The organism is Luteitalea sp. TBR-22 (assembly GCF_016865485.1).
GTDB lineage: Bacteria > Acidobacteriota > Vicinamibacteria > Vicinamibacterales > Vicinamibacteraceae > Luteitalea.
On record NZ_AP024452.1, the window covers coordinates 1552882 to 1571417 of the forward strand.

25 protein-coding genes, 1 tRNA gene and 1 pseudogene are annotated in these 18536 nt (G+C 68.2%); 10 read left to right on the forward strand and 17 right to left on the reverse strand.

The window, feature by feature from the left end:
* Positions 1–4 precede the first annotated feature (4 nt).
* Genes TBR22_RS06320 through TBR22_RS06330 form a run of 3 tightly spaced genes read right to left on the reverse strand, consistent with a single transcriptional unit; the run spans position 5 to position 1872 of the window.
* Positions 5–997, reverse strand: coding sequence for a hypothetical protein (locus TBR22_RS06320; protein WP_239492116.1), 993 nt, complete (start codon positions 995–997; stop codon positions 5–7).
* Positions 998–1007: 10 nt separating this feature from the next.
* Positions 1008–1358 carry a hypothetical protein gene (locus TBR22_RS06325; protein ID WP_239492117.1) on the reverse strand — a complete coding sequence of 117 codons (351 nt, stop codon included), beginning with the start codon at positions 1356–1358 and terminating at the stop codon, positions 1008–1010.
* The gene (locus TBR22_RS06330; RefSeq protein ID WP_239492118.1) at positions 1345–1872 is read right to left on the reverse strand and encodes an RNA polymerase sigma factor; all 528 of its coding nucleotides are present in this window, start codon (positions 1870–1872) and stop codon (positions 1345–1347) included. The genes TBR22_RS06325 and TBR22_RS06330 overlap by 14 nt, the downstream gene beginning before the upstream one ends.
* Before the next feature lie 64 nt (positions 1873–1936).
* Between TBR22_RS06330 and TBR22_RS06335 the strand changes: the two genes are divergently transcribed.
* From TBR22_RS06335 to TBR22_RS06345, 3 genes are all read left to right on the forward strand, one after another.
* Positions 1937–2233 carry a YheU family protein gene (locus tag TBR22_RS06335; protein ID WP_239492119.1) on the forward strand — a complete coding sequence of 99 codons (297 nt, stop codon included), beginning with the start codon at positions 1937–1939 and terminating at the stop codon, positions 2231–2233.
* 112 nt (positions 2234–2345) lie between these two features.
* On the forward strand, positions 2346–2540 hold the full coding sequence (locus TBR22_RS06340; RefSeq protein ID WP_239492120.1) for a type II toxin-antitoxin system RelE/ParE family toxin: 195 nt from the start codon (positions 2346–2348) through the stop codon (positions 2538–2540).
* Complete coding sequence (locus TBR22_RS06345; RefSeq protein ID WP_239492121.1) at positions 2530–2850, forward strand: HigA family addiction module antitoxin; 321 nt, start codon at positions 2530–2532, stop codon at positions 2848–2850. Before TBR22_RS06340 ends, TBR22_RS06345 begins: the two co-directional genes overlap by 11 nt.
* Before the next feature lie 478 nt (positions 2851–3328).
* Here TBR22_RS06345 and TBR22_RS06350 read toward each other — a convergent pair whose 3' ends face one another.
* A complete protein-coding gene (locus TBR22_RS06350; RefSeq protein WP_239492122.1) occupies positions 3329–3562 on the reverse strand; it encodes a DUF86 domain-containing protein in 234 nt (77 codons plus the stop codon).
* 95 nt (positions 3563–3657) lie between these two features.
* Complete coding sequence (locus tag TBR22_RS06355) at positions 3658–3951, reverse strand: nucleotidyltransferase family protein (protein ID WP_239492123.1); 294 nt, start codon at positions 3949–3951, stop codon at positions 3658–3660.
* A gap of 75 nt (positions 3952–4026) precedes the next feature.
* On the opposite strand from TBR22_RS06355, the gene TBR22_RS06360 reads away from it, so the two are divergent.
* The gene (locus TBR22_RS06360; protein ID WP_239492124.1) at positions 4027–4248 is read left to right on the forward strand and encodes a type II toxin-antitoxin system HicB family antitoxin; all 222 of its coding nucleotides are present in this window, start codon (positions 4027–4029) and stop codon (positions 4246–4248) included.
* Positions 4249–4650: 402 nt separating this feature from the next.
* Positions 4651–5352, forward strand: a complete 702-nt coding sequence (locus TBR22_RS06365) for a hypothetical protein (protein WP_239492125.1) — start codon at positions 4651–4653, stop codon at positions 5350–5352.
* 765 nt (positions 5353–6117) lie between these two features.
* Here the strand turns inward: TBR22_RS06365 and brnA are convergent.
* The 3 genes from brnA to TBR22_RS06380 form a co-directional block, all read right to left on the reverse strand.
* The gene (gene brnA / locus TBR22_RS06370) at positions 6118–6381 is read right to left on the reverse strand and encodes a type II toxin-antitoxin system BrnA family antitoxin (protein WP_239492126.1); all 264 of its coding nucleotides are present in this window, start codon (positions 6379–6381) and stop codon (positions 6118–6120) included.
* Positions 6350–6613, reverse strand: a complete 264-nt coding sequence (locus tag TBR22_RS06375) for a BrnT family toxin (RefSeq protein ID WP_239492127.1) — start codon at positions 6611–6613, stop codon at positions 6350–6352. Before TBR22_RS06375 ends, brnA begins: the two co-directional genes overlap by 32 nt.
* 196 nt (positions 6614–6809) lie before the next feature.
* The gene (locus TBR22_RS06380) at positions 6810–7103 is read right to left on the reverse strand and encodes a nucleotidyltransferase family protein (protein ID WP_239492128.1); all 294 of its coding nucleotides are present in this window, start codon (positions 7101–7103) and stop codon (positions 6810–6812) included.
* A gap of 73 nt (positions 7104–7176) precedes the next feature.
* Here TBR22_RS06380 and TBR22_RS26900 point away from each other — a divergent pair.
* Positions 7177–7293, forward strand: a pseudogene (locus TBR22_RS26900) (type II toxin-antitoxin system HicB family antitoxin); the annotation flags it as partial.
* Positions 7294–7381: 88 nt separating this feature from the next.
* On the opposite strand, the gene istB reads toward TBR22_RS26900, so the two are convergent.
* The 3 genes from istB to TBR22_RS06395 form a co-directional block, all read right to left on the reverse strand.
* Entirely contained in the window at positions 7382–8143 is a 762-nt protein-coding gene (gene istB / locus TBR22_RS06385) for an IS21-like element helper ATPase IstB (RefSeq protein WP_239489238.1), read from the reverse strand.
* Positions 8140–9690 (reverse strand): IS21 family transposase, encoded by a 1551-nt coding sequence (gene istA / locus TBR22_RS06390; protein WP_239489239.1) that lies wholly within the window; start codon positions 9688–9690, stop codon positions 8140–8142. The genes istB and istA overlap by 4 nt, the downstream gene beginning before the upstream one ends.
* A 308-nt stretch (positions 9691–9998) precedes the next feature.
* Complete coding sequence (locus TBR22_RS06395) at positions 9999–10199, reverse strand: hypothetical protein (RefSeq protein ID WP_239492129.1); 201 nt, start codon at positions 10197–10199, stop codon at positions 9999–10001.
* A gap of 162 nt (positions 10200–10361) precedes the next feature.
* Here TBR22_RS06395 and TBR22_RS06400 point away from each other — a divergent pair, with 162 nt between their 5' ends.
* Positions 10362–10670: a hypothetical protein gene (locus TBR22_RS06400; RefSeq protein ID WP_239492130.1), complete on the forward strand. Its 309-nt coding sequence runs from the start codon at positions 10362–10364 to the stop codon at positions 10668–10670.
* 48 nt (positions 10671–10718) lie between these two features.
* Here TBR22_RS06400 and TBR22_RS06405 read toward each other — a convergent pair whose 3' ends face one another.
* Positions 10719–11765, reverse strand: coding sequence for a VWA domain-containing protein (locus tag TBR22_RS06405; RefSeq protein WP_239492131.1), 1047 nt, complete (start codon positions 11763–11765; stop codon positions 10719–10721).
* A gap of 1107 nt (positions 11766–12872) precedes the next feature.
* Between TBR22_RS06405 and TBR22_RS06410 the strand changes: the two genes are divergently transcribed.
* The 3 genes from TBR22_RS06410 to TBR22_RS06420 all read left to right on the forward strand — a co-directional run bounded on the left by TBR22_RS06410 (position 12873) and on the right by TBR22_RS06420 (position 14360).
* Positions 12873–13163: a type II toxin-antitoxin system RelE/ParE family toxin gene (locus tag TBR22_RS06410; protein WP_239492132.1), complete on the forward strand. Its 291-nt coding sequence runs from the start codon at positions 12873–12875 to the stop codon at positions 13161–13163.
* The gene (locus tag TBR22_RS06415) at positions 13153–13473 is read left to right on the forward strand and encodes a HigA family addiction module antitoxin (RefSeq protein WP_239492133.1); all 321 of its coding nucleotides are present in this window, start codon (positions 13153–13155) and stop codon (positions 13471–13473) included. The genes TBR22_RS06410 and TBR22_RS06415 overlap by 11 nt, the downstream gene beginning before the upstream one ends.
* A gap of 125 nt (positions 13474–13598) precedes the next feature.
* The gene (locus tag TBR22_RS06420; RefSeq protein WP_239492134.1) at positions 13599–14360 is read left to right on the forward strand and encodes a hypothetical protein; all 762 of its coding nucleotides are present in this window, start codon (positions 13599–13601) and stop codon (positions 14358–14360) included.
* Positions 14361–14673: 313 nt separating this feature from the next.
* On the opposite strand, the gene TBR22_RS06425 is transcribed toward TBR22_RS06420, so the two are convergent.
* The 5 genes from TBR22_RS06425 to TBR22_RS06445 form a co-directional block, all read right to left on the reverse strand.
* Positions 14674–14750: transfer RNA gene (locus tag TBR22_RS06425), tRNA-Arg, on the reverse strand.
* 123 nt (positions 14751–14873) lie between these two features.
* Positions 14874–15656, reverse strand: coding sequence for an SDR family NAD(P)-dependent oxidoreductase (locus TBR22_RS06430; protein ID WP_239492135.1), 783 nt, complete (start codon positions 15654–15656; stop codon positions 14874–14876).
* 55 nt (positions 15657–15711) lie between these two features.
* Positions 15712–16902: a DUF2252 domain-containing protein gene (locus TBR22_RS06435; RefSeq protein WP_239492136.1), complete on the reverse strand. Its 1191-nt coding sequence runs from the start codon at positions 16900–16902 to the stop codon at positions 15712–15714.
* The gene (locus TBR22_RS06440) at positions 16899–17840 is read right to left on the reverse strand and encodes a VOC family protein (RefSeq protein WP_239492137.1); all 942 of its coding nucleotides are present in this window, start codon (positions 17838–17840) and stop codon (positions 16899–16901) included. Before TBR22_RS06440 ends, TBR22_RS06435 begins: the two co-directional genes overlap by 4 nt.
* A 33-nt stretch (positions 17841–17873) precedes the next feature.
* Positions 17874–18494, reverse strand: a complete 621-nt coding sequence (locus TBR22_RS06445; protein WP_239492138.1) for an ACP phosphodiesterase — start codon at positions 18492–18494, stop codon at positions 17874–17876.
* Positions 18495–18536 lie beyond the last annotated feature (42 nt).

Below are 18536 nucleotides of genomic sequence, written 5' to 3' on the forward strand. Positions count from 1 at the left end.
ACGATCACCACAGCCGGCTCGCCCGGATTCGGATCGCCGTCGGCGCCGGGGCCATGAGTTGGGCGAGGTCATGGCCCTGCACGTTCCCGTGCATGGGCACGGCCGTGAACTCGACGGTCTCGCCAAGGGCCATGCGGAGGTGGGAGCGCCCGCCCGTGCCAGTGGCCAGGCTCGCCTCGCGCGTCATGACGTACCGGAACGCGTCGACCGACACCTCGATCGATCCATCGGTTCGCAGCCGCCCTCGGATTTCGCCGCTCACCTTGAGATCGAGTGGCGGAACCGAGGTCGGAAGACCGTCGAGCGGGACTCGCGGGAACATCATGGTGACCGCTTCGCCTTGCTGCCCGCTCGTGCGCACGTGATGGGTCGTGGTCTCCCCTGACGGCAGGGTCTGCACGAGCCAGGTGTCGTAGGCGATGCCGGCGTCGCGGAACTCGAACGCGCTGCCGATCCCGAACTCCGCAGTGACCGCCATGCTCGGGCACTCGCCGCCGTCGGCCGCCGCATGAACCGCGTCCAGCACGGTAAGCCCGCCCTCCGAGACCTTCCACCTGAGGTGCCGCTCACGCGACGTCGAGGGCTCGACGTCACTCGCGCTGGGGGCTCGACGCCACCGCAGGTCGATGGTGGCCGTATCCCCGGCCAACTCCACGAGGCGAGCCGCGACCGTCCACGCCACTGCCGGATGTTCATCGGCGGGAATGCCCTGCCGTGCACCGGGGACGGTCATCCGCACCCCTCCGGTGCAGAACGACGTGGTCGGGGCGCTGCGGTCTCCCGTGAACAGCGTCGCCTCGACCCACTCCCCTTGTGTGAGCCACATCGACCCGCCGGCCCCGCCGCGTGCAGCGGCGCCCGTGAGTTGCAGCGTCAGCATGGGGTAGATGTCGGTTGGTCGATCGGACTGACGCGCGGACGCCGACCAGCGGGGCGACACAAGCCCGAGGGCGACCAACGCGAGCACGGCCACAGCGAGACGCGCGCGTGAACGCATGGGAGGCCTCCTAACGGCTGGCGTCCAGGGGCGCGAGCTGGACGATGCGGGACGGTGTCGGCGCGGCCGACGCATCGGCGGCATGGCGGGCATACCACGCGCCACCCGCCAGTCCCAGGCCGACCAACGCGAGGCCCGCGGCACTGCGCAGGAACACTCGCGTCATGGGAGGGCGCGGCACGTGCTGCGGCACGGGCGTGGGACCGGGCGGGTCCGCGTCCCGCAGCGCGGCGCGGAGTCGAACGAAGTCGACCAGCAGGGCCCGGTTGCCCGGTACTTCGAGCAGGCGTGCCAGCAGGTCGGCGTCGACGGGTTCATTGTCGAGCAGGGCGGAGAGCACGTCGCGGTCATCGGTCGTCATCGGTCGAACTCCTGAGGCGGCCGACCTGCGGTGCGGTCGGCGGCAAGAGACGCTCTCGGAGCGCCAGACGCGCGCGGAAGATCCGCGAACGCACCGACGCATGGGTCAGGTCGCACGACGCGGCGATCTCGGCGTAGGTGAGCCCGCCGAGTTCGGAGAGCAGGAAGACGTGGCGGTCCAGGTCTGGCAGTTGCTGCAGCGCCTGGTCGAGGGCGGCGCGAAGGTCCTGGGGGGCTGGTAACGCCGGCTCGTGCCGCTCGTGCAGGGCGACGGTCTGGCGCGGTTGGCGGCGAAGATGCTGGACCAGGACGTTGTGCGCAATCGTGAAGAGCCACGCACGCGCGCGTCCCTGAGGTTCGTAGCTGGCCGCTGCCACCCGCACGAACACTTCCTGCACGAGGTCGTCCGCGACGTCACCGCCGCCGGTCGCGCGTCGAAAGTATCCGCGCAGGGCCCGACCGTACTCAGCGAGGAGACCCGCGACCAGGCCGTCCGGTGCGCCCGCACCCGTCATGCCTTCCTATAACGCGCGAGGCGCGGATTCGTCGCAGGTGGCCCATCGAGTATGGTGGTGAGCCATGGACGACGAGCAGGACCCCACGCTCGAATCGGCAGAGCAGCGCGACGACGAGGAGGGCGCGCCAGTTCACGTGGCGGCAGACCAACTGGAGCCGGACACCCTTCGGGCGGTGATCGAGTCGTTCGTGTTGCGCGAAGGCACCGACTACGGCCTGCACGAGACGTCGCTCGAGGACAAGGTGGCGCAGGTGCTGCGCCAGGTGCAGCGGGGCGAGGTCCACATCACGTTCGATCCCGGCACCGCGTCGGTCAACCTCGTGGTGGCGCCGGGGAGGAACGGCGCGCGCCGGCCCTAGCGGCGCATGACCTCCGAGGATCGGCACTGCGGCGCCTGCTGGTCAGGGCTGCATCTGGAACGGCGTCAATTCCAAGGCGGCTCGCCGGATTCCGAGTGAGCTGTGGCCGGTCGTGCGCCGCAAGCTGGACCAGATCGATGCTGTGACGAAGCTTGACGACCTGCGCGTACCGCCGGGCAATCGCTTGCACGCGCTCGGTGGGGACCTGGCTGGGCATCATGCCGTGCGCGTCAACGACCAGTACCGACTCGTGTTTCGGTTCGAGGGTTCAGACGCTTTCGACGTGCGCTGCGCCGATGACCACTGAGGACACCGACATGCTGCCGACCCATCGCCCTCCGACGCACCCAGGTGAGATGCTCTTGAAGGAGTTCCTCGAGCCGTTGGCCGTGTCTCAAGTCGAGGCCGCCAAGCGGATGCACATTCCCTTCCAGCGCCTCAACGCGATCGTCAGGGGACGCCGCGGCGTCAGTGCGGATACGGCGCTGTTGCTTGAAGCCCTGACCCACTGGGACGCGGAGATCTGGATGACGCTTCAGGCGAAGTGGGATCTGTGGCATGCCATGCAGGCCCGGGGCCGGCGGCCACGTGTCCGCGCCCTTCCGCAGTCCGCCTAGCAGCGACGATGGCCCTCCGGCCGGGCATGGCGTCCGAGCCAGCAACGACCCCTGCTCGTCGCGCAAGCGCGACGGCTACGTGCGCGGGCCCGGCAGGGCTCGACGCGAATGCCGAGCCCGGAGGGCGGAGGCATCGCGCTGAGGTCTGGCGTGGCGTGGCCAGGTCGCCAGGGCGAGACCTGGCACGCCCGGCAGGGCTCGACGCGAATGCCGAGCCCGAAGGGCGGAGGCATCGCGCTGAGGTCTGGCGTGGCGTGACCAGGTCGCCAGGGCGACCTGGCACGCCCGTCAGGGCTCGAACCTGCGACCCCCGGCTTAGAAGTTTTCGGGAGCGAGGCCACTCGAGGCCGCAGGCCACTGCTGCGGCCTCACCTCGATGAGCGCGGACAGCGGAAGGCCACTCCGAGCCGCTCCAGGCAGCCCCGGATTGTCCGTCGATTGTCAGTCGAACTCAGCCGCGAGCCGGCAGGCCAGCTGGCTAGAGTCGTGAGCGCAGTGCCACTAATCGCGGCAACAGGCACGGCACTTCTTCAGCCACGACACTCCACACGATGTCGTCGTCGATGCCGAAGTAGCCGTGCGCCAGCACGTCACGCAGCCCCGTGATTCGACGCCACGGGATCTCGCCATCGAGGCTACGCACGTCGGCGGGGACGTTCTTGGCGGCCTCGCCGAGCACCTCGAGGTTCCGCAGGACGGCATCGTGGGCCATGGTGCCAGACACCAACTGCGCGTCGGACCAGGCCGCTGGTGTACTCCCCGATGCGGCGACACGCCTCGATCATGTCATCGAGGTAGAGGGGGACGTCACGCGACACGGCGGGCTTCGGCTTCGATGCGTGGCTTCAGTTGTGACCGCAGCGCCGCGCGGGTCACCAGATCGACGCGTGCGCCCAGGGTGTCTTCCAGCAGCGCCTTGAGGTCCATGAACCGCGCGAACGTTGCCGGCCCGTCGAACTCGACCAGCACGTCGACGTCGCTGTCCGCCCGAGCCTCGCCGCGGGCCACCGACCCGAACACGTACAGCGCGGCGACGCCCAACTCGGACTTCAGTCGAGGGGCGAGCTGGCGTATGGCGGAGGCGACGGCGTCCAGTGTCATCGAGAACTCGCGCCCAGAATACCGAGGTGCCGCAGGGGCCCGCCTCGATGGTGACGTACGATCGGGGACGGAGGCATGGCCGTGCCGCACAAGTACGAACTCATCGTATTCTGGAGCGCAGAGGACGCGTCGTTCGTGGTGGATGTGCCGGAACTTCCCGGGTGCATGGCGCACGGTGCCACTCCGCCTGACGCGGTTGCTGCGGCGCAAGAGGCCATTCAGCTCTGGCTCGATACGGCAGCTGCCGCCGGGCGTCCCATCCCCGAACCTAAGGGCCGGCGGCTGCTGTACGCGTAGGCGTCGTAGAAGGCGCCGTCCGAGAGACTCCGCGCACCCGCGAACTCGACAGGGCAGCCAGCAGCGGGCGTGAAGGTGCGCACCAGGCCCGCCTCAGACGGCAACTTCCCATGGACAACGATCCGCACGGACTCACGCGGCGGCTTCTCGTTCGCCCTCGTGAGCGGCGTGTCCTATCGGCTGGTCGCCGAACGGGAGGACGGTATAGGCAAGGGGACCGAGCTTACGCTCGAACCCTCGCAAGTGCTGTCACAGCTTCGCCTGACGCTTCCAGGCCATGCCCGCTGACGTGCATCGTTGTTCGCCTCGCGAGACGACATGCGCCAAGGTGGGCGGTTCACAGCGCCGCATTGCGATTGCACACGTGGCTGTGACGCGAATCAGAACGATCAGGAGTGGGCAATGGAGAACAGGGCTTTCATGCCGCGTAAGGTGCGTATGGCGTCGGTGGATGCGAGGAAGCTCGTGACCGAATGGAGCGCCGTCCTAGACCAGGCGCTCTCTCGCCGGCTGGCAGGACGGGCCTACGTGACTGCTGATGGCAAGGTGATTCTGTTACCCAGTCGGAGCGCGTACGCAAACGTGTACGAGTCGAGGGACGAAGTTGAGGCATGGCTTGCGGACGTCTTCCGTCGTGCGCAGGCGGCGCCACATCTGAGCACCTTGATCCCCAGTGGGCGTGATTTCGGATCATGCGCACCTGCTCTGGCGGAGGGACTGCTGCAGAACTTGGGCATTGCGAGTCGTGCGTACGAGCCGTCATTGCTCGGAGCGGTTGAGAAGCGGTTGCGGAGCATACCAAGGGAAGAAGTGATGCGGCCGCCACTACTTGAATCGATCATGGCCCTCGTTGGCGAATGCATCCGAACTCAGGTGAAGGGTAGTACCTGGTGGATGCGCGATACGGACGAGGGCTGGGAGCCACTAATCGTGAGCTCGGAGCGCAGAGTCACCCCGGTGCTGAGGAGCTACAAGGAGCTTCTGGAGAGGTTTCCGGCGCCGTCGTTGAGGACGTACGTGGAATGGGTCGTGACGGCCCCGCAACGCTGGATACCAATCGAGCAGACGCCGGCTCGCCAGGGAGACGTCACCCCCTCGCAGTAGCGGCGAACGGAGTCCGGTCGCTACTGCCGTCGTCGTGGCGGCGCACAACGTGGACCACAGACCTGCGGTGATCGCGGGTGGGCCTGATCGATCTCGTGTCAGCTTCGCGAAGGTGGTCGAGGGGCAGAGGAGTCGTCAGGTCGTGGATCGCTGGACCAAGGCCTGTCGCGTCCGGTCGGCCGGCTAAGCATCGAGACAGCTGGCCCGCGGCGCTGACCGGTAAGCGAGGACCCACGACTGACAATTGACTGACAACGCGACGGGCATCGTCATCCGAGCGAGCACCGACCCACTTGCCCAAAGAGCCGGGGCGCGCACACCCAAGGAATGCATCGCGAGAGTGCCAAGGCCGGCGGTGCGCGATGGCCAGCGATGCAATTCCGGGCGTGCCCAGGATGGACCACCGGCCTAAACTGACAAACGACTGACCCACCTTCGCCTCTTCGAGGCTTCGGCGGGCAGGCAACTTGACAACGAGGTCAGGAGTCAGCGTGCCCGGCAGGGCTCGACCCGCCTTCGCACCTACGGCGCTTCGGCGCGCTGAGGTCTGGCGTGGCGTGACCAGGTCGCCAGGGCGACCTGGCACGCCCGGCAGGGCTCGAACCTGCGACCCCCGGCTTAGAAGTTTCCGGGAGCGAGGCCGCCTGGGACCGCAGCAGGCCGCTGCGGCCTCACCAGGCTGAACCGAATCGCTGCTGCAGACCACCCGAAGCCGCCACAGGCAGCCTCGGATTATCCGTCGATTGTCAGTCGAGCTCGGCCGCGCTACTGGCCCACCTTCACGAGCGCGTCCGCCAGGCGGACCTTGATAAACGCTTGCCTCGTGACGCCGAGCCGGCGCGCCTCCTGGTCGATCTCCCGCAACAGGTCCACAGGGAAGTCCACGTTCACCCGCTGGACCTCGCGGCCCGGACGGGTCGCTGTGCTGAGGTCCATGTGCGCTGACAGGTCCTTCCCTGCATCGTGCAGGGCATCGAGTCGCGCAGCGGGGAGTGGCTCAGTCCTGACGATAGGCGTCTTCTTCTTCATCGCGTGCTCTTCTGACGGAAATGATGCGCACTCGACCGTCGCGGGTGGTGGTGAAGGCCGACCACACGCGGTTGCCGATCCGGCCAATGACCTGCACGCGCGGCTCGTCGGTGGACCGGGCGGGAATCTCGAGCCGGTCCGGGTCCTGCCAGAGCGCTTGCGCATCAACGAAGTCGATGCCGTGCTTGCGCAGATTCGAGGCCGACTTTGCCGGATCGAACTCGAATTCCATACGGTATATAAAATATACCTTTGTCGAACCTACCGCAAGCTCACGACTCGTCCGCGCGTCAGGCTGCGAATGTGCTGGTTCTGAATGTCAGGAGCACCGAGCTCAGCCGAGCTATGGCTTGTCCGAGTCGTGCGCGCCGTGCGTTCAGTCGCCGTAGCCAGGAAGGGACTTCCTCGGCAAGGACGTCAGCGGAACGTCACGCGACACGGCGGGCTTCGGCTTCGATACGTTGCATCAACTGCGTGCGTAGCGCCGCGCGGGTCACCAGGTCCACGCGGGCGTCCAGGGCGTCTTCCAGCAGCGCCTTCAGGTCCATGAACCGGGCGAACGTGGCCGTACCGTCGAACTCGACCAGTACGTCGACGTCGCTGTCCGGACGGGCGTCGCCCCGAGCCACTGACCCGAACACATACAGCGCCGCGACTGCCAACTCGGACGTGAGTCGAGGAGACAGTTGGCGTACGGCTGCGGCGACGGCGTCCAGAGTCATCGAGAACTGGCGCCGAGTATAGCGAGGTGCTGCTGGTCGGCGTCGTGATCCCCAGTACCATGGAGCCGTGGCGGTGCCGCACAAGTACGAACTCATCGTGTTCTGGAGCGCAGAGGACGCGTCGTTCGGGGTGGATGTGCCGGAACTTCCCGGGTGCATGGCGCACGGTGCCACTCCGCCTGATGCGGTTGCTGCGCCTCGGTGGACGGGTCAAAACCGGCCATTTCGTGGACGTCCAAAACCGGCCATTCCCGCCGGGCGTCGAGACGGTCTGAGTTCTACTGCGCGGCTGCCTCCGGACGCAAGTCGGTGTGCACCTTGGTTCGCCAGCTGCGGGGGCCGCACTTGAGCACGTGGGCGTGGTGCAGCAGGCGATCGAGCAGCGCCGTGACGGCGGCGGTGTCGCCGAGCAGCTTGCCCCAGTCATCGACCGGCCGATTGGACGTCAGCAGCGTCGAGGCGCGTTCGTAGCGCCGCATGATCACCTCGAGCAGGTCCTCGGCGGCCGTGTGCGGTAGCTTGCGCATGCCGAGGTCGTCGATGATCAGCAGCGGCACGGTGGTCAGCTCCAGCATCAGCGCTTTGCGCGTCCCTTCCACGCTGGCCTCGGTGATCTCCTCGAGCAGGATGTGCGCTTCGCGATACAGCACGCGATAGCCCTGCAGGATGGCCGCACGCCCGATGGCCTGCGCGAGATGGCTCTTGCCGGTGCCGGGCGGGCCGAGGAGCAGCACGTCTTCTCGCTGCGCCACGAAGCGCGCGGTGGCGAGCTCGTGGATCAGCGCCTGCGGCATCTTCCGGTTGAAGCCAAAGTCAAAGGTGTCGAGGGTCCGCTCGGCATCACGAAAGCCGGCCTGCTGCAGCCGGCGTGCGAGGAGCCGGTCCTGGCGGCGCAGCAGCTCGTCGCCGACCAGCGCCGAGAGCAGATCGATCGGGGCCTGGCGTTCCTGCTGCGCCTGGCGCAGGCGGGCCTCGAGGACATCGGCCATCCCGGAGAGGCGCAGCTTGCGCAGGGCGGCATCGAGTTCGGGCAGCGTCATGTGGGATCTCCTGTGGTGCGATCGATCAGATCGCGATAGACGGTCAGTTGACGGATCAGCGGGTCGACCTGCCGCAGCGTGAGCGGCGGCCGTCGCTCCAGGTAGCGGCGGAGGAAGCGGTAATTGAGGACGCGCAGCTCGAGCGCCGCCTTGGCCGCGTCCTCGAGGGCGATCGGGCCGTAGCGCTTCGCGAGGGCGAGCGCGCCGAGGATGCGGCGTGTGCCGGCCGCGCCGTCGTGCGTGTGGATGTGCGTGCACAGCGTGTGCAGCGCGGGACCGATCCGGCGGGCGCGCGCCAGGAGCGCGAGCGTCGTCGCCGGCGTCTTGGCGGGCCGGTCCGCCTCCGCGATGCGGTGATGCCCCCGCGGCCCACGCACATGCTCGCGCAGCAGTTGGCCGTCGAGCGTGAGCAGGCGCACGACCCCATCGGTCCACTGCACCTGGACACGCTGGCCGATCCAGCCGGGCGGCGCCGAGTAGTAGGCGGCCTCGACCTCGACGCAGCCATCGAGATGCACGGTGCGCGTGCCGTACCGGTAATAGCGAAACGGCGTGACGGGAAGCGCCTGCAGCACGGGCTGCTCCTCGGCAAACATCGCGGCCACCTGCCGCTTCGTCGTGCCGTGGATGCGGGTGTCCGCCCAGTGGGCCGTCCAGCGATCGAGGTAGGCCTGCGCGTCCTCGAGGGACTCGAAGCGCTGCCCCTTGAGCGGCGTCTGCTTCGCGTGGCCGACGCTGCGTTCGACCTTGCCCTTGCGATCGGGATCGCGCACGCGACACGGCAGCGCCGTGACGCCGTAGTGCGCGAGCACATCGCGATAGAGCGGATTGATCGTCGGGTCGTAGACGTCCGGCGTCAGCACGCCTTCGCGCAGGTTGTCGAGGACCAGCACGCGCGGGGCGCCGCCCAGCTGACGAAGCGCCTGCTCGTGCAGCGTGGCCCAGATCGCCGCGCTCGACTGCCACGTGAGGAGGTAGACGGCCTTACGCGAGTAGCCGAGCGTCAGCACAAACAGGCGTGTGCGCCGGTGTTTGCCCCCGCCCGGCGGCCGCACCATCGGCCCCTCGCCGTAATCGACCTGGGCCTCCTCGCCCGGCGCGGTGACGATCACCACGCGCGCCTCCGGCGTCGCGGCACCACGCAGCCGGCCGACGAAGCGCCGGACGCTCGCGTAGCCGGCCGTGAAGCCGTGGTCGTCGACCAGGTCCTGCCAGATCGCGCGGGCGTTCCGCCCGCGACCGACCGCCTCGGTGATCAGGTCGCGGTACGGCGTGCAGGCGCTCGCACTCGAGGCGCGGGACGGTGTGGGGTCGGTGGACACCCCCGTCGGCGAAATGGCCGGATTTGCCGCCGCTTCGCTCGGCGGCGCGGGCGCGTCGGCCCGCGGCCGCCCGCGGCCCCGCACGGCGACACCGGCGGCCCGGAGATAGCCGCTGATGGTCTCGCGGCGCACGCCGGTCGCCTGCTCGATGCGGCGCAGCGACCAGCCCAGGCGCCCCAGCGCCACCACCTGCTGCTGTTTTTGTGGGTCCAAGACGTTCCCCATGGCGCTCACGGACGCACAGGGCGTCCGGGCGCGGTTCACGTCTCGGCGCCGGCCTCAGGAAATGGCCGGTTTTGAGGTGTCGCTAAATGGCCGGATTTGGGTGTTCACCGAGGGCTGCGGCGCAAGGGGCCATTCAGCTCTGGCTCGATACGGCAGCTGCCGCCGGCCGCCCCATCCCCGAACCCAAGGGCCGGCGCCTGCTGTACGCGTAGTGGGCGCGAGGGTCACCTTCGCGGGCGTCGGGGCAACAGCCGCCCGCACTTCCCACCCCGCGCGCCGGGCCCCCACCCGTCCAGAAGTCCGCGGTGCTACGTGAGCGCCAACAGGCACTTGGCTTCGTGGCTGTCCTTGCCGAGGCGCCAGAGGAGTTCCTCCGGTGGCGTGTCGGTGCTTGGCGGCAGCATCGAGCACATCCGGTCGCCGGCAATCATTTGCACCACACGCATCCGCGTGAGTTCCTTGCGCGGCTCCGACCCGGCCGCCATCCAGCGTGGTCGAGGATACCCCACCTGCGCCGTGTAACTGCGTGATTCACTTCCGACGCCCCGTAGTCGCTGCCACCACAAGGCGAAGAGTACGAGCTGCTGCAGTGCCGAGGTTGAGCGTAAGTCGAGGCGGCCTGCTAAAGAGGCCATCGTCGGCCAAGACCGGATCAGTCGTACTACACCTACGTGGACTACACGATCCGCCATCGCATCGATTGTGGTGGTGGCAACATAAAGACGCTGGAGACGGCCTATCTGTATGCCCAGTACACGAGCGCCTGCCCAGCGTACTACCTTGATCCGCGGCCAGCCGAGTGCATCGGCAGCTCGAATGCACCCGTGGGAGACAACGGCTCAACGTGGCAGGCCAATGCTATTGGGACAAGTAAGTATCACCAGTACATTGCCAGCGAGTATGTATGCCAGTCGACAACGGCAATCAACTATGGCGGTGTGAGCTTTGTCAAGGTGACCGCCGCCGAGGCGTGCCCATAGCAGGGGCGTGAGAGATGCCGGCGGCGTGCGAGTAGTCGCCGTCGCCGGCTAGCGGGGCACGTAGTATCGCCGCGAACGCACATCCACGCCTGGTCGTGTCACCTTCACCTGCACGGAACGAGGCGTCTTGTCAGCGGCAACGTCTGGCTGTCGATATGCGAGGCGATAGTACCGGCGGCTGTCCCCGACCATGGTTGCGACGCCGGCGGTAAGGTCGTTTCTGTCCGTCGTCAAGGTTCCGCCCGTACTGGACGCCATCAAGCCCAGGGCACCGTAGTAGCGAGAGCTCATCTGGTCTACGCGGGCTTGCGCCTCCCGCCCAGCCATCGCCGCAGCCTGTCCTGGACTCGCGCCTGACATGTCGGGAAACGGTGCTTCCAACCCACGCGGATCGATGCCATAGATCGACACATTTGTGTCGGCCATCACCGCTACGAGCTTGTCGTACTCAGCGCGCACCTCATGGCAGGCTTCCACACGCCCGGCACCAGGGTCGCTCATGAAGATCTTGCGACCTTCGCTGATGACCAGAATGGAGCGCCTCTCAGCCGGGTTTCCTCTCATGACGCGCGCAGCTCTGTTGATCACCGTCAGCAGGACAGTGGAGTCATGGCACTCTTGGCGCTCAAACTGCGGCATCGTGCCTTTCTGTCCGCGAACCCGCTGGATCAGCCGGGTCGCGTGCCCACGATCTGTCGTGAGCTGCATCACGAGCTCGTGAGGGCCCGTGTTGACTATGGCTAATCGATCTTCTCGGCCAAGTAATCGCAGCAAGAACTGCAGCACACCAATTACCTGGCTCGAGTGCCGAACGCTGATCCCAAGGTCATCCACAACGGCGACGAAGTCGCGTCGAGGTGGAGTGCCTCCTGTCGTGTTCACGGATAGGTCGACGAAATCGAATGCGACGAGTTCTTGAGCTACACCATTGTCGAGGACCTGTACCTCTGCCTTCGACAAGTCCTTCACCGGCTCGCCATCTTGTGTTACGACGGCCGAGATCTCAACGATCGTGGTCTCAGCACGAAACGTGGGCTGGTCGGTGCGAACGACTGCACGTGGCACCGCAACCGCCATGAAGGCAGCGACCGTCATTAGTGCCAAGCTAGGCATAGATGAAGAGAGTTGACGAGCGGCTTGGGAACGTCAAGCTCGTCGCTATCGTTGGTGGGCTGCGTAGGCTTCAGTAACTGGCAGGTCGAACGTCACGCTTTGGTCCGGGCCTTCCTGAAACGCGCGAGACGCGGATTCGCCGCAGGTTGGGCCGGAGCCAATCTGGCGACCAGGTTCTGGACGGCCATATCGGTTGCCTGCCGGACGACACCGGTACGAGGGCGGGCAGGGCATCGACGAGGCAAGGGCGCTGAGGCGTGGCCTGTGGCTGCCGGGGAGGCGAGCGTCTGGGCTTGATCCGATTGCGAGGGCAGGTGCTGAACGATGGGCCGGTCGCTCGACGGCCGACATGGCTACGAGCGGCCGAGAGGGCAGCGCCGAGGTCTGAGAGAGCTGAAACAGCGCTGTGCTCACCGGCCAGGCGTTCAGCGTCGAGACCATTCGCGCGGCGTGAGCGCGTAAGCGAAGCCTGACGGCTGGCAATCGACTGACAACGCGACGGGCGTCGCTATCCGAGCGAGGACCGATCCACTTGCCCAAAGAGCCGGGGGTCGCAGACCCAGGAAGCACTGAGGTCATGCCACAACGGGCGTAAACGTGTTGGTCAGCGCTGCATTGCCGGGCCTCGGCGGGATGGCGCACCGGCCGAAACTGACAAACGACGGACAACTCGAAGTGGCCTCCAGCGGTCTTCAGTTGCCTCCGCAGACCGAAGGGCGGACCCTGGCTAGCAAGCCCATGCTTGTAACGTGTTGTCAGTGAGTGGCTTGATGGCACGCCCGGCAGGGCTCGAACCTGCGACCCCCGGCTTAGAAGTTTTCGGGGGCGAGGCCACCCGAGGCAGCAGCAGCCCGCTGCAGCCTCACCTCGCTGAGGCTCGATCACCGCTGTAGGCCACTCGAGGCCGCTGGTGGCAGCCTCGGATTGTCCGTCAATTGTCAGTCGAGCTCAGCTATGTGGATACGGTTCATGTCGGGTGGGCAGTATGGCGTTGCCAGCGCGACAGGACAGGCCACGCGGGGCCGCGACGGTATCGCGTCAGGATCGCGCGCGTCGATTAGCACGATACGCGTGCTATAGTGCTAGGCGGTGATCCGGACGCTGGCCGACGACACGACGCGGGACATCTGGAACGGCGTCAATTCCAAGGCGGCTCGCCGGATTCCGAGTGAGCTGTGGCCGGTCGTGCGCCGCAAGCTGGACCAGATCGATGCTGTGACGAAGCTTGACGACCTGCGCGTACCGCCGGGCAATCGCTTGCACGCGCTCGGTGGGGACCTGGCTGGGCATCATGCCGTGCGCGTCAACGACCAGTACCGACTCGTGTTTCGGTTCGAGGGTTCAGACGCTTTCGACGTGCGCTGCGCCGATGACCACTGAGGACACCGACATGCTGCCGACCCATCGCCCTCCGACGCACCCGGGTGAGATGCTCTTGAAGGAGTTCCTCGAGCCGTTGGCCGTGTCTCAAGTCGAGGCCGCCAAGCGGATGAACATTCCCTTCCAGCGCCTCAACGCGATCGTCCGGGGACGGCGCGGCGTCAGTGCGGATACGGCGCTGTTGCTTGAAGCGCTGACCCACTGGGACGCGGAGATCTGGATGACGCTTCAGGCGAAGTGGGATCTGTGGCATGCCATGCAGGCCCGGGGGCGGCGGCCAAGGGTCCGCGCCCTCCCGCAGTCAGCCTAGCAGCGGCCCGCCCTCGCCATCGGCGCCGCCGCAACCGCGTCGGGCCGAGTAGCACCGCGCGCAAGGCCTGCACAAAGAGTCCTCTTCGCGCTACGCTGGGCCGATCCCCGTGAGGAGAGGTTCACATGCGCTCGTTGATTCTGCTCACCCTCCCGATCGCGTTCGCTTGGAACCTTGGCACGTCTGACGGCAGAGCCGGTGCCGGGCCCCGCCGTACCAGTGACGTCTGGGACGGTCGTTCCGGCAGGTGTGCGAGCGCCGGAGCGTGTGCCACCGCCGACGCGGCGTCGCTGGCTGCGGTGACGGAGGGCGTGCGTGGTGTGGTGTGGTCCCAGGGCACGAGCGTCGTGCACGCGGGTCGCGCTCGGCTTGATATACCTTCACTGGGTCTCGGTGCTCAACGGCACGACTCACGTCCCAAGCGCGCTGCCTACCTGGCGGCTCCTTACACGTTGCGCCTGGCGGCGATTACGCGCTGTGACGCCACCAGTGAAGCAAGCATGCTTCACCGGAGGCCAGACGACAGCGATCATGTCGTCTGGCGCGGCCCGCTCGTGAACAACCCGGTGTGGGCCTGGGTTGACCCCGCGCGTGGATGGATGGCCACGATAGGCAACGAGTGCCGCTACGACCTTCAACACGCTGTCGTGATCTACGACCAGGCGGGGCGAGTCGTGCGGGACCTCAACGTCGGTCAGCTTCTCACGCTCGACGAACGTCGGCGGATCGGCTTCGAGGAGTTTGTGGACACGCCGCGGCGCCTGGACGAGCACGAGCGCACCGGTAACGACCTGTGGAGAAGTGGCGGGGAGGTCGTCTTCACGCCCGACACCGTCTCGCTGACGCACCCGCGAATCGAACGACGGGTGCTCCTTGCTCGCCGGTGAGCGGGCCAACGAGTCGCCGCGGTCGCGTGCGTTTCCCCGCCTTCGTGCTAGGTCGAGCAGCATCCGATCCACTTGCCCAAAGGGCCGGGGGTCGCAGACCCAGGAATGCATTGCGAGAATGCAACAACCGGCGATCACGTGCCGGTCGATGCTGCATTTTTGTGCCCGGCCAGGATGGACCACCGGCCCTGACTGACAAACGACTGACAACGTGAGGTGGCCTCCGGCGGCCTCCAGTTGCCTCCTCGAGAACAGAGGCGGCGGCCCGCCGCCTGGCTGATCCTTGTAAGTGTCTGAGGGAGAGATGCTTAATTGGTACGCCCGGCAGGGCTCGAACCTGCGACCCCCGGCTTAGAAGGCCGGTGCTCTATCCAGCTGAGCTACGGGCGCGCACCGACGCGATTATCGCACCCCGCGGACAGGGCGGCAGGGCGCGGGAGCGCCCTCGTACCAGCCCCCGGCCCCCGCCGGCCCCACCTGCCACGAAGGCCGAAGGCCGAACGACCAAGGCCGTCAGATCGACCCAGCCTCGACCATGTAGTTGTTCGCCGTGCACTGCGCCGAGTCGTCCGAGGCCAGGAACAGCGCCATCCGCGCCACGTAGACCGGATCGATCGGGTCGGGCAGGCACTGCGCGGCGAGCTGCGCGGCCATCTTCTCCGGCGTCACCCACAGCGTCTTCTGCCGCTCGGTCATCGTCCAGCCGGGGACCAGCGTGTTGACGCGGATGCGGTGCGGCCCGAGATCGCGGGCCATGCCGCGCGTCAGGCCGTGCACCGCCGCCTTCGCCGTCGTGTAGACCGGGAAGCCGCCCCCGGCCCGCCACCACGAGTCCGATCCGAGGTTGATGATCGACCCGCCGCCCGCCGCGATCATGCCGGGCGCCACGGCCTGGATGGCGAAGAACATGTGCCGCAGGTTGGTGGCGATGCGCTCGTCGTAGAACTCCGGCGTCACGTCTTCCCACCGGTGCCGGTCGTCGCGGGCGGCGTTGTTGACCAGCACCCGCGCCGCGCCGTGCACGTCGGCCACCCTGGCGACGGCCTGCCGCAAGGCGTCGACGTCGCGCAGGTCGCAGGGCTCGAAGTGCACCCGTGCCCCGGCGGCCTGCAGGTCGGCCACCAGCCGCGAGCCGCTCTCGACGTCGAAGTCGAGGAAGGCGACGCGCGACCCCTGGTCGACGAACGCGCGGACGATCTCCATGCCGATGCCCGACGCGCCTCCGGTGACGAGCACGGGCACGTCCCTGAGGCTGGGGTAGATGGCGAACGAGGGGGAGGAGGACGTTGTCACCATGGACGCCGAGCTTACCCGAGGCGGGCCTGTGCCGCTGCGCCGCGAGGGGCTGACGTCAGGGGACCAGCACTTCGCCGCGATCGTACGCCTCGCTGTAGGCCGCCCACTGCCCGAGGGCCAGCGCGCTGCAGCGTGCCGCCAGGCCCGGCATGGCGCGCTGCCACGCCGGGCGCGCGACGTAACGCTGGAGATCCTCGATGCGGCTCGCCCCGTGGCGGTAGCACCCGCGGAGATGCGCCCAGGCCGTCACCGCCGCCATGCTCGCCACCGCCGACTCGAGACGCGCCAGCCGGCCGTCCCAGCGCTCGAGGTCCAGCCGGTCGGTCATCGGCTGCAGCTCCTTCAGGACGAAGGAGCGCCCGCCGATCGTCAGCGTGTGCAGCAGCGCCGGCGAGATCGCCTGCGCGACGCGCTGCAGCGTCACCACCCGCTCCGCCTGCGACGCCCAGCGCGTGTGGCCGCCGCTCACCGGCAGCGTCGACGGCACGGCCTGCTTGACGTCGAGCAGGTAGTTGCCGCGCGGCGAGCCCTTGCCCTCGACAAGCACGACGTAGCGCTCGAGCCCGAGGCTGCCCTTGCCGGCGACGCGCCACGCCGCGTCGAGCACGCGATAGAACCGTCGATCGCCCTGCTCGGCGCCGAACCGCTCGATCGCTGCCTTGAGCCGGGCCCGGCGCGCCTCGGCGATCGGCAACGCGCGGTCGGTCATCCGCAGGCGACGACCACGCGCCGTCCTGACGGTGCGCGCCTTGAGCAGCTGCGCTCGCGTGCGCTCGATGACACTGCCGAGCAGGTCGCGCACCATCCCGTCGGCGGTCTGGCGCTCGAGCCAGCGCGCCTTGCCGTCGAGGATCCAGGCGCGGTAGCGATCGACGAACAACTCGCCGAGGGTCTCGGCCTGCCGCGGCGACAGCCGCAGGTGCGCCGCCACGTGGATGCTGCCCATGAAGCGCAGCACGTCGAACGTGAACGGCGCCAGCGTCGCTTCGTCGAAGTCGCTCAGGTCGAAGTACGCGAGGCGGTTGTCGCCCTTGTAGACGCCGAAGTTCTCGAGGTGGAGGTCGCCGCACACCAGCAGCGCCGGGGCGTCGGCCAGCACCGCGTGACGGGGCAGCGTGTCGTAGAAGAGATGGCACGTGCCGCGATAGAACGCGTAGGGATCGGCGCGCAGGATCGCGAACTTGCGGCGCAGCATCTCCGGGTCGCGGCCGCTGTTGTAGTCGAGGATCGCCTGCGCCACGTTCACGAGGGCACCTGCCGGACGACCACCGCCGTGCCCCAGGGGTCGCGCACCTCGAAGGCCGCATCGCCGATGGGGCGCACGGCGACGCCACCCGCGCCGAGGCTCGCGGCCAGCGACGCGACGTCGGCCGCGGCAGGCAACTCCATCGTCCAGGCCAGCAGCTGCGCCTCGTCGGGCGCGGGCGCCGTGGCGGTCGGGCCGGCCCAGGTGTTGGCGCCGAGGTGATGGTGATACCCGCCCGCGGCGAGGAACAGCGCGCCAGGGTACCGCCACACCATCCGGTCGAAGCCCATGCGATCGCCGTAGAACGCGCCGGCGCGCGCCGTGTCGCCGACGTGCAGGTGCACGTGGCCGATCACGGTGCCCGACGGCATGCCGTCCCAGCGAACGTCGCCTGCCGCCTGCATCAAGCCCCGCACGTCCACCGGGTCGGTGGCCATCCTCAACTCACGGCCGACGCGCGTCCACGCCTCGCGCGGTCGATCGGCGTACACCTCGATGCCGAGGCCGTCGGGATCGGTCAGGTAGAACGCCTCGCTCACCAGGTGGTCGGCCGCGCCGGCCCGCACGCCGGCCTCTCCGAGGTGGCGCACGAATCGCCCGAGGTCGGCGCGCGTCGGCAGCAGGGTCGCGAAGTGATAGAGGCCGTGACGCGGCGCGGCGCGCCGCGCGCCGCGTCGCTCCATGAGGTCCACCAGGGGACGGAGGTCGCCGTGCGAGCCGAGGCGCGCCCGGCCGTCGGCGTGGTCGAGCACCCGCAACCCGAGCACGTCGCGGTAGCAGGTCAGCGACCGCTCGAGGTCGGCGACCTGCAGGCGGACCGGCCCCAGGCGCATGGCCTCGGGGAGTCGGAACCCGGCAGGCGCCTGCCCGTAGCTGCCCGGCACCGCCGGCTCGATGGCCGCGGCGTCGCCGAAGAGGTCCTCGGACCCTGCACCCATGGCGCTATCGTACCGGTCGCCGTTCCGGATGGCCTACGGGCTTCCGCCTTGGTCGTCCAGCCGGTCGGCGAGGAACGTCGCGCAGTGCGCCCGCAAATCCGGGAAGAACTCGGCGAAGTCGTCGGCAATCGACGGGTAATGCGCCGCCAGTTCCTCGCCGGCGGTGCCGATGTCCCTGGCGACCGCGGACCGGCGCGCCATGCCCCGCAGCGCCCGCTCGACGTACGCGATGTCGGCATAGCCCGACAGCCAGTCGCCGCGGGTCATCGCCTGCACCAGCGGATGGATCTCGCCGGGCAGCCGTGGCAGGTTGCCCTGCAGGGTGCGATACACGTCGCGGGCGAAGGCCTGCAGGTCGCCTTCCCCGTGGCGGGGCCACTCACGGGCCAGGACGTGGTCGTAGTAGACGTCCACGATCACCCCCGACAGGCGCCCGTATCGATGCGCGATGCGTTGCTTGGTGCGGCGCACGACGTGGTGCCCGTCGGAGAAGCTGTCGATGGCGCGATGCAGGCGGATGCCGGTGCGCATGCGCGGGGTGACGCCCGGGTGCGCGTAGCGCTCGACGCGGCCCTTCACGAAGTCGCCGAGCAGGTTCCCCAGGCGCAAATCCTCCTCGCCGGCCGACAGGAGGAAGTGCGCGAGGAAGTTCATGGGGGAAGGCTGAAACGCCGAACGCCGAACGCCGAACGCCGA